This window comes from Lactobacillus acetotolerans DSM 20749 = JCM 3825 (assembly GCF_001436775.1).
In the GTDB taxonomy this organism is placed as follows: Bacteria; Bacillota; Bacilli; order Lactobacillales; family Lactobacillaceae; genus Lactobacillus; species Lactobacillus acetotolerans.
This window is the reverse complement of record NZ_AYZC01000007.1, coordinates 39220-48849: the sequence shown is the minus strand read 5'-3', so window position 1 is coordinate 48849 and position 9630 is coordinate 39220. Positions and strand designations below refer to the sequence as shown.

Genomic DNA, 9630 nt, shown 5'->3' with positions numbered 1-9630 from the left:
CCGACTCAACCGACTCAACCAACTCAGCCGACTCAACCAACTCAACCGACTCAACCAACTCAACCGACTCAACCAACTCAACCGACTCAGCCGACTCAACCAACTCAATTAATTGAAAATAACAAAAACAATAGTCACACAATATCTTCAATTAATGGTAAAACAAATAATCAACCTAAGAATAATAATTTAGCATCTAAAAATAATACTGCTTTACCGCAAACAGGTGAAAAATCAAAAAGTTCTGTTTCAATCCTAGGTGTTCTATTACTAATATTAGGAAGTTTAACAAGTTGGTTTACCTATAGAAAGAAACGAGAAAATTAATTAATTAATTAGTTTTGATGAAATTAAAAAGGGTAGTAGTGAGATTAATCACTACTACCCTTTTATCACACAATAGGAGGTTGTATTAGATGAATTATTTTATCACTTCTAGAATTGATGAACTAACTTCAGCTATAGAGTTAGCCGAAATTAAAAGACTTAAACTCTTTAAAGCACTGAATATCCCGGCCAAAATTGTTGCACTTGATTATTCACGTTATCAACTTTATGTATGGAAGAATTTAAATATCAGTAGTGACATTATTAACCCCATTGCTTACTTTCAAAATTTAAATTCTAAAACATCCGTTCCTACTCAGAAATTATTAGATAATTTGTTAAGCGATAAAAGATTAAACATTCAAAATAATCAAGGCTTTATTAATCATAAACTTCGGATTCAAATTATTGAGTATCACGGAAAAATTGATTATGTCACATATCTTGATCGTTGGGAATTTACAGACCGAAGAGATTTTTATGTTAATAATCAACTTAGTTACTCCGAATATTTTGATGATGGGGGTAAATTAATTAATCGTTCTTACTATAATTTTCAGGGGAATGCCTTTTTAATTTATCATTATCGTGGTGGAGCCGGTAATATTCCAGTGTTGACTCTAATTCAATTGCAACAGTTAAATCGTTGGTACCAATTTGATCAAGAAGCACAATTCTGGGCTTATTTTTTAGATCATTTAGCTCAAAAAGATACATCAGCAGTTTTTTATTCAGATCGAGAAGATTACGTTCTTCAACCGTTCAAACTAATGACAGAGCCTGCTAAAAAATACGTTGTTCTACATTCAGCTTTTACAAAAAATGCCCAACCTCAGGGAGAACCCTTCCCCTATATAAAAAGGTTATTTTCATTGGGAAGTAAAATCAACGGTGTTATATGTGCAACAAAACAAGAAGCTTTGGACCTCCAAAACCGCAAGGAATTAAAGATCCCTTGTTATGCAATTCCTGTTAGCTATTTACCTCAAACATTATTAAATCAACAATCTTCTTTTCAAAAAAGAATACCTGGCCAATTAATTGCAATTGCCCGCTTAACTCCCGTTAAACAACTAGATCAATTAATTAATGCTGTGATTTTTCTTCACCAAAGGTTGCCATTTATTGATTTAAAAATTTACGGATATGATGATGATTGGCAAAATTACGAAACATCACGGCATTACCAGAGCTGTTGTTGGTGGTGCACTGGCTGGTGGCGTTGGAGCCATTGTCGGTGCTACTACAGGTGGAAAAAGGAACGACTTTATTGACCATCTGGGCTTGATCATAACTTTAAAAGACGGAAGTAATTTTGAAATTGTCTTTATAAGAAAAATTGAACAAATGAAGGCTAATAGCTATGCCACCAGATCATGTATTGAAAACTTTAACAGCCTTGTCTCTCTAATGGATGTAATCATAGCTCAAAATCAGGCCAACATCGCCGCAAACCAGGCTCAACAACCTAATCAACCTAACGCACAGCCTGTCACACAACAAGCTAAGCAAGCGGTTAAACAGCCAACTGTTAAGGCAGCAAGTGCTGATCCTGCTGATGAAATAAGAAAATTCAAAAAATTAGCCGATGATGGGATTATTACTAAAGAAGAATTTGAAGCTAAGAAAAAACAACTATTAGGCTTGTAAAAAAATAAACCTGCCCACTCTCTGAGCGGATAGGTATTGTTTTGAACTTTTGCTGAACATACATTCGAAAGAGGCTGAATATAATATGGCATATTTTATGAAGCGTGGCAATGCTTGGCAAGCACAAATTTCATGGTACGGAATACATAATGAGCGGAAGTATAAAACCAAAAGCGGCTTTCCTACCAAACGTCAAGCCAAAGAATGGGCCAATAAAATGGAGGTTGCAAAGTCCGAGAATGCAATATCAAATAAGGACCCTATCTTTGCTGAATATTTTAGAGACTGGTATACGACCTACAAAACTCCAAATAAATCGAGAAACACCAAAGTTAGATACAATACTATTTACAAAAAAATATCAAAAGAATTTGGCTCAACCAAGTTATCTAAAATAAATAGACATTCTTATCAAGCATTTATGAATAAATACGGCAAAACCCATGCTAAAGACACAGTATATAAGACCAACGGGACAATTCGCACCTGTGTGTCTGATGCAGTCTCTGATGGAATTATTCATATTAATTTTACTAACAGAATTAATTTGATCTGGAATAGTGAACGAACACGTAAGATTGATTATTTAAACTATAAAGAACTTCAAGAGCTTAAGGATTCGCTTTTAAAAAATATAAAGCCATCATACATTAGCCGTTATATGCTTATAACTGCTATATATACAGGAATGCGTCCAGGAGAAATTGATGTATTAACCTGGAAAGATATCGACTTTAAGCATGAAACTATTAATATAAATAAGTCATTTAATCATGATAAAAATAAAATCGAAAATTATGATAGTAGTGAAGCTGACAAATCTACCAAAAATACCAATTCAGTCAGAATTATCAAATTAAATAAAGAGTTCCTAAATATAATTTCAAACTTAAAGCAGAATAACCATTCTAAATTATTTATTGACTTAAATGGTACGGATCCGATTGAATATTCCTTAGATGATCCAAAATACAAAGATTTATTTGATAGCGTAAAGGCAAGTGCAACGGGAACGATTAATCCCAATAGTGCGAACCTTCCCCTATATAAATTTACTTTTAAAGTTTAATGAATGAGGTTAGCTTCAGAGCTAGCCTTTTTTTATTGGGTTGATATTGGTGCATCCCCCTACCCAACAAAATTGGAAGGTTTTCAGCATAGGAGCGGTGCAAGTCCATAATGCACGATAAATTCGTTTTTCAAAGTATTTTTACAAGACTAACATGCTTTACTTAATTAGTGATATAAACGCGATGCGGGCTAATTATGAAGCAGCAAACGAGGTGTGGTAACGCACTCTTATTGATACACAGTTGGTGTATGTTGTGTTAACCTCCGTAGTTATGATTACGGGGGTTAGACCATAACAAAACTTTATGAGCGTAACTACAGTTACGGACATGGTAGTCAAGTTACACAACATACATTGCTAACACAGGCTACACAAGATACACATATACACAAGGTGTGTAAGGTGTATATGTTTGTAGTATAATTAAATTACTGAAGCTACAGGGGAGTTGCTAAGCATAGGGCGGTATCGTAAAGCTAATATTATCGACATTTCTACTATACATCGCTTACACAGGGTACACAACATACACAAAGTGTGTATAATAGAGTATGTAAAGAGGCGAAAAACGATGAACGAAGGTATTAATATAAAGCCCACAATAAGACGTGCTACTAAAAGTCAAACCCACGAACTTAGCCTAAGCAGCAGCAATTTATCAATGTTGTTCGAACGCTTTGTAGCATTTATCGACGCTACTCCAAACACTGTAAGAACTTATAAGACATCATTGCGCCAATGGTTTAAATATCTAAAGGATACGAACAATGGACACCCGACAATGGACACAGTGCGCGAGTATCGCGAGTATCTAAAGGATAGCGGCAAGCGACCAACAACAATACAAAATTACATTATTGCGGTTAAACAGTTCTTTAAATGGACAGAAGCAGAAAGACTATATCCAAACATTGCTAAATATGTTAAAGGTGCAAAAATTGGAAAGAATTTCAAGAAAGACTATTTAACTAGTAAGCAAGCTAAGCATGTATTAGATACCATAGATCGCAGCACACTTATTGGAAAACGCAACTACGCTATGTTAGCAATTATGCTAACTATGGGCTTAAGAACTATTGAAATAAGCCGTAGTAACGTTGGTGACTTAAGAACGAGTGGAGACGCTACCGTGTTATATGTGCAAGGCAAAGGACATGTTGAAAAAGACGCGGCTGTTAAAATGCCAACGCACGTAGAAGACGCAGTACGCGAGTATCTTAGCGCCCGTAAGAACCTAAAAGAAGATCAACCACTCTTTACAAGCACCAGCCACAACAACGCAGGGAAGCGTATGACAACGCGAAGCATAAGCGGTATTGTCAAGCATTCTTTTATTGCGGCAGGTTATAACTCACCAAGATTAACCGCCCACAGTACAAGACACACAGCAGCTACTTTGTCTTTGCTTCATGGTGCTACTTTGCAGCAAACGCAGCAGCTATTAAGACATAAAAATATGCAAACAACGGAAATATACGCCCACAACTTAGACGTAGCAAAGAACCCAGCTTCTAGCGACGTGGACAAGGCTATTTTTGATTAATTAAGTAAAGGAAAAACAGCGATGAAAGTAATAACAGTAACTAATCAAAAAGGGGGTACTGGGAAAACCAGTACAGCTTTATTTTTAACGTATGGACTAGCACACAGAGGCAAAAAGGTATTACTTATCGACCTTGACCAACAGGCAGACGCTAGTTTTTCAATGCACGTAGACTATGACCAAAATAAGACAACATTTGAAGTGTTAACTGGTGACGCAGCATTAAAGGATATTATTGTTAAAGTTAACGACAATATCGACCTAGCACCTGCAAGCAGCAAACTTGCAGAACTTGACGTAGTGCTAACTCAAAAGGTTAGAATCGACCCGCAATACATTCTTAAAGACACTATTAAAAACTCAAAGGTTAACTATGATTACATTGTTATAGATACCCCGCCTGCTTTAAGCGAAGCAGTATTAAACGCCCTTACAGCTTCAAATACTGTATTAGTTCCAACACAAGCAGACATTTACTCACTTAAAGGACTTGGTGAATTAGCTCAAACCATTGCAGCTATCAAGAATAGATCAAACCCAGATTTAGAGATAGCGGGTATTCTTATTGGTAGATTCAACAAGCGCACAGTATTTGCTAAAAGCATTTCTAAAGTATTGGAAAGCGCAGCAGAGCAATTACACACTAAAGTCTTTAAGTCCCGTATAAGGGAAGCTACGGCAGTAAAAGAAAGCCAAAACGCCTTTGAATCAATTTATGAATATGACCCACGCGGCAAAGTTACAGAAGACGTTAATAATTTTATAGATGAATTTTTACAGGAGAATTAGCAATGACTAAGAAAATTGACGTAACAAACGCAGCTAATAGCTTAATGGACGGTATTAACATGGCTAGCCGTGCAAATGCAACAAATGCTGAAAAGGCAGAAAAAAGCGCAGCAGCTACGAAGCGTAAGAGATCAACTTCCACCAATCGTAAGGCTAAACAAACGAAAACGCCCGCAGAATTGCGCTCTAAGCGTAAGCAAATTCTTATTACGCCCGAAACTGACAAGCAATTAAACTTGGTAGCAAGAATTAAGGGAACTAGCCAAAACGAAATTATTAACGAAGCAGTTAACAAGTATTTAAAGAATCAAATGAAAAACGCCACTATTAAAGAATTGGTGAGTAAGCTAAGCAACTAGCTTAGTCCAACATCCCCTTTGTAGGGATGGACTATGAAGCAAAAAGTTCATTGCGCAAAATTGCGCAGTGAAAAGATATGTCCAAAATTGGACAGAACCTCTACCCTGATTCAGGGTAAAAGTTTTAACTTCTACAAATATGTGTTAGCGGAAGTTGAAATGAGTAATTTTGATACATTTTGAAACAGATTTAAGAAGGTGAACCAGTGAGTAAAGCAACGGAAGTAAAACAGCGTAACTATTTAGAAGCATTGTTAACCAGTTCCAATAAGACAGAAGCTTGCAAGAAAGCACATATTTCACGCACTACAGCTAACAGATATGAGAATGACCCCGACTTTAAGAAAGCCTATACTGAATTGCAGCGGCAGGCTATGGAGTACACAGGCAACAAGCTTAGAAGTCTTACTTCTCACGCGGTAGACACCTTAGCAGGCGTACTAGATGACCCCGACGCTTCACCTTCTGACAAAACGAGGGCAGCAAAGATTATTTTAGACGCAGGCTTTCACGTTCAAGAAACGCAGGATATATTGCAGCGTTTGGATAACTTGGAAAGTGAGGTAGCAAACGAATGACACTTGCAGGAGTTACTAACAGAATTAAACGTATTGAGAAAGCCCAACACCCAAGCGGCAGAAAGATGCTTATAACATATGCCGTGTACGATAAGTGGCTTGTAAAATACGATGGTGAAGTTTTTGACACGCTGGAGCAGGCTATTGATTATTTGAAGCACAAGTACCGCCCTGCTAAAGTTCTTATTAACGATTACACGTATAATCTTTTCAAAATGAGCATGGATGAACTTGAACGATTATCGCGCAATCCCGACAATATAGACGATGAAATACTTAAGCGAGCAACAAAGCCCACAAAAGCATTTGAACAAGTTATCAAGGAATACCCCAAACTTGATATTGAACATGTTTTTTTATCTGATGAAGAAAAAGAGCAATATTGCAAACAATAAAAGAGCATCCCTTTGAAGGGGATGCAGTTAAGCATGATTGAAGCAAAAAAAGAACGAGAATTTATGAAGAATAAAAGAATCAGTAAGGACGCTATCAAAAGATTACCCCCGTTTAAAGCTAAATCATGTTCTAAGTATCGACCCCGACAACAAGTATTTTAAGCATGTTGGTGTTTAATGCAGCCAATATAAATAAAGGTGGTGGTATTCACTTATTGAAGTTTAGTAAACTAAAGGCTTTATATTGTACAAGGAGATTGCCATGAAGATTAATAAATATGCTATGAAGAGGCTATTAAAACAGCACCGCGTTTCTGCACTGCAGGTAGGACGTATCATGTTCCTTAATAACTGTATTCTTTCTGAAAATAGTAACAATGAACAGCTTTTTACCGTAGAAGAAATGGATCAATTACTACATAACTTCTACCAACATTGCAGCAAAGAAGAATACGAAGAGTTTAAACTCTATCAACACTTAGTTACTTTTTCATTAAATGTATTAAATTTATTGCTAGCTAAGAACGCCGCAGCCAACCAATCAGTAGCTTTCCTTATTAGCCAAGCTTACGCGTCAAAATATCTAATAAAAGACTTTTTAACCAACAAGCTAACTAAAAACAGGCAAGCCTTAAGCAATGAAGAAACTATTAAAGTCTATAACTTTGTTGATAATTTGAAATTATCAGAGTTTGAAGACTTTGCTGTTCACGCGATTGAAGAAAGCCAAATAATAAACATTGATTACGCAAAAGACGCGTACGGTAATATCTTTGACGCCCTTAAGCTTATTGGTGCTTATAAAGTCTTTTATCAAGGAATGAAGCAACTATTACATGATCGCAGATTAACCGAAAAATACGAGTTATCTTCTAGTTCCCGCGAGTTGCTTAATAATATTGATAAAATGCACGCTATGGCAAACCACAAAGACAAAAAAATATCTTATCTGTACGAACAAATACACTTTTACCCGTTTCCTTTAAAAGACTGCGAAGGGATGATAAATCCTAAAGTTAACCCTTTAAGCGTTGCTAAATATTTAAAAGAGCATTTTAATTGCAACGTTGAAGTAGGTAACTTGCAAAACGAAGTAGTAATACAAGATTTAATACACAAAGATTTTAAATAAATTTGCTAAATCGAAGCTTAAACCTTTTTAACGGTTAAATTATGCTATGCTACAAAATGCTAGTAATAATTTTCCATTATCCTTTTTTTGAATGCAAGACACTTTATTGGAGCAAGTCCAAACTTCACAGTGAAAGAAGGCAAGCACGATAGCAAAAAACGGGCAGCAGCCCAAATTTAACAGTTATTAAGAGCGTGATCCTTATTTAGAAGAAATTTATTTATGAAAGGATCATTTTGCAAATGAAAAATGGCAATAAAAAAAGCGCTCTAAAGAGTGCTAAAGATGCTAAAACTTCCAAAAGTATTGTAGCAAATATCGCGGAAGTAGGGAAGAAACTAGAGCCAAGTAAAACATGGCTTAAGACCCTTAACAATAACCCCGCAGCTACAGCGTCACAAACGCGGCAGAAGCGGCAGAAGCAAACCCAAACTAAAAAGCTTACCTTCCATATCTTTGGTATGCTAGCGGAAGATGAAGACAGTAACAACAACACTGTTACAGATGGAAACGACATACTTTTTAAGTATGATCGCGATTTCTTCGACTTTTTCACCAACTACGGAAAGCCGTATATTATGTTCTTACCTATGGCTTTAACTACCCTAGATACGCGAAGATACCCACTAGCATGGTACGTTGGTTATTACCTTGCACGCGACAAACGTAATAATTTTCGCAACGAAAATAGAGCCAATATAGTAGGCTCTATCCTTCACGAAGTCGGGCTAATTGATGAAAACGGGAAGACAAATTCTAGTGTTTATTCTCACGTTATCGAACCTTTTTTAAAGGCTTTAGATAAATTAAGCGATGGCAGCAAATTCCCAAAAAAGAACGGGCAGGGCTTAAACCTAATTACTTATACTTTCTTAGACAAGAACGGCAATAAGGTTACAGCCTTCAAACAGCTTCCATTATCGGAGTTTAAACAATATAGGCTGTTAGTTCACTGGAAAAAGTACGTTGCAATACCTTTACCAGCGAAAGCAGTTAAAGAAGCTAAAGAAGCTAAAGAAAAAGCTAAAAAGGCAAAAGAAGCAGAAGAATAAATATTAAGAGCAGATAACTTTAATTAGTTTTCTGCTCTTTTTTACTAGAAATTGAAAATTTGTATTAATAATTCTCTGAAGCTTACAGCGAGTAAGGACTATTAGGGCGTGTAGCACTTTGACGGGGTAACCAATAAAAAGTGCTGTAAGCCCTAGAGCTGCAAGAAATTACAAGCTTTTTATAATTCATGCTTTTTTAGTGAAATAGTAAAAGACGAAAAGTGTTCTTAACCATAGAGCCACAAGGGATGCAGTAAGCGTGTACCACTTTGACGCGAAGCGTGTAGCACTTTGACAGTTTTGTGTAGCACTTTGACGCTTTGTGAAATTTTCCTTTTTTGTAACTACGCTTATAAGTAAGGCTCACAGCTTTTTTTATTTTTCTTCACTTGCTAATTAACTTTAATTAACTTTAAGAGGGTTTACGGGCTTGTTTACAAAAGCGCCCGTAACCCTATATTCTAAGTATGTTCGTTAATATTGTTAGTACGAAGTACAGCTTCTACCACCTTATTGGCTGACTTATTGGCAAAATAAAAAGAGCAGCAACTCTGACCAGTTACTACTCAATCAATTTATAAAAATGGAGGTATACGTAAAATGAATACCCAAAACAATAATAATAGATCGCAGGACAGATTAAAAGCTCTGCTTGGTCAATATTTGCAGATGCAGGGTATTAATATAAAGCACAATTTCACGTGTTTAAACCCAAACCATAGCGATAAAAACC

At 36.1% G+C, this 9630-nt stretch carries 11 protein-coding genes; all 11 read left to right on the top strand.

All coding sequences use genetic code 11. From position 1 onward, the window contains the following. The coding region (locus FC77_RS02195) for an LPXTG cell wall anchor domain-containing protein (RefSeq protein WP_156641824.1) at positions 1-327 on the top strand (327 nt) is incomplete at its 5' end. An 89-nt stretch (positions 328-416) separates the two neighbouring features. After that, the gene (locus FC77_RS08220; RefSeq protein ID WP_056969947.1) at positions 417-1601 is read left to right on the top strand and encodes a glycosyltransferase family protein; all 1185 of its coding nucleotides are present in this window, start codon (positions 417-419) and stop codon (positions 1599-1601) included. Then, positions 1483-1977 (top strand): SHOCT domain-containing protein, encoded by a 495-nt coding sequence (locus FC77_RS02185; RefSeq protein WP_225723731.1) that lies wholly within the window; start codon positions 1483-1485, stop codon positions 1975-1977. Before FC77_RS08220 ends, FC77_RS02185 begins: the two co-directional genes overlap by 119 nt. Before the next feature lie 85 nt (positions 1978-2062). After that, a complete protein-coding gene (locus FC77_RS02180) occupies positions 2063-3046 on the top strand; it encodes an Arm DNA-binding domain-containing protein (RefSeq protein WP_056969945.1) in 984 nt (327 codons plus the stop codon). Positions 3047-3710: 664 nt separating this feature from the next. Continuing rightward, positions 3711-4592, top strand: coding sequence for a tyrosine-type recombinase/integrase (locus FC77_RS02175; protein WP_056969949.1), 882 nt, complete (start codon positions 3711-3713; stop codon positions 4590-4592). A gap of 21 nt (positions 4593-4613) precedes the next feature. Next, on the top strand, positions 4614-5381 hold the full coding sequence (locus FC77_RS02170; protein WP_054681451.1) for a ParA family protein: 768 nt from the start codon (positions 4614-4616) through the stop codon (positions 5379-5381). A gap of 2 nt (positions 5382-5383) precedes the next feature. Further along, complete coding sequence (locus tag FC77_RS02165) at positions 5384-5740, top strand: hypothetical protein (protein WP_056969944.1); 357 nt, start codon at positions 5384-5386, stop codon at positions 5738-5740. Between the two features lie 206 nt (positions 5741-5946). Next, positions 5947-6318, top strand: a complete 372-nt coding sequence (locus FC77_RS02160; protein ID WP_054681447.1) for a hypothetical protein — start codon at positions 5947-5949, stop codon at positions 6316-6318. Then, positions 6315-6713, top strand: a complete 399-nt coding sequence (locus tag FC77_RS02155; protein WP_056969943.1) for a hypothetical protein — start codon at positions 6315-6317, stop codon at positions 6711-6713. The genes FC77_RS02160 and FC77_RS02155 overlap by 4 nt, the downstream gene beginning before the upstream one ends. Positions 6714-6975: 262 nt before the next feature. Then, positions 6976-7845, top strand: coding sequence for a hypothetical protein (locus FC77_RS02150; RefSeq protein WP_056969942.1), 870 nt, complete (start codon positions 6976-6978; stop codon positions 7843-7845). A gap of 242 nt (positions 7846-8087) precedes the next feature. Beyond that, a complete protein-coding gene (locus FC77_RS02145; RefSeq protein WP_056969941.1) occupies positions 8088-8897 on the top strand; it encodes a hypothetical protein in 810 nt (269 codons plus the stop codon). The last annotated feature ends 733 nt before the right edge of the window (positions 8898-9630 follow it).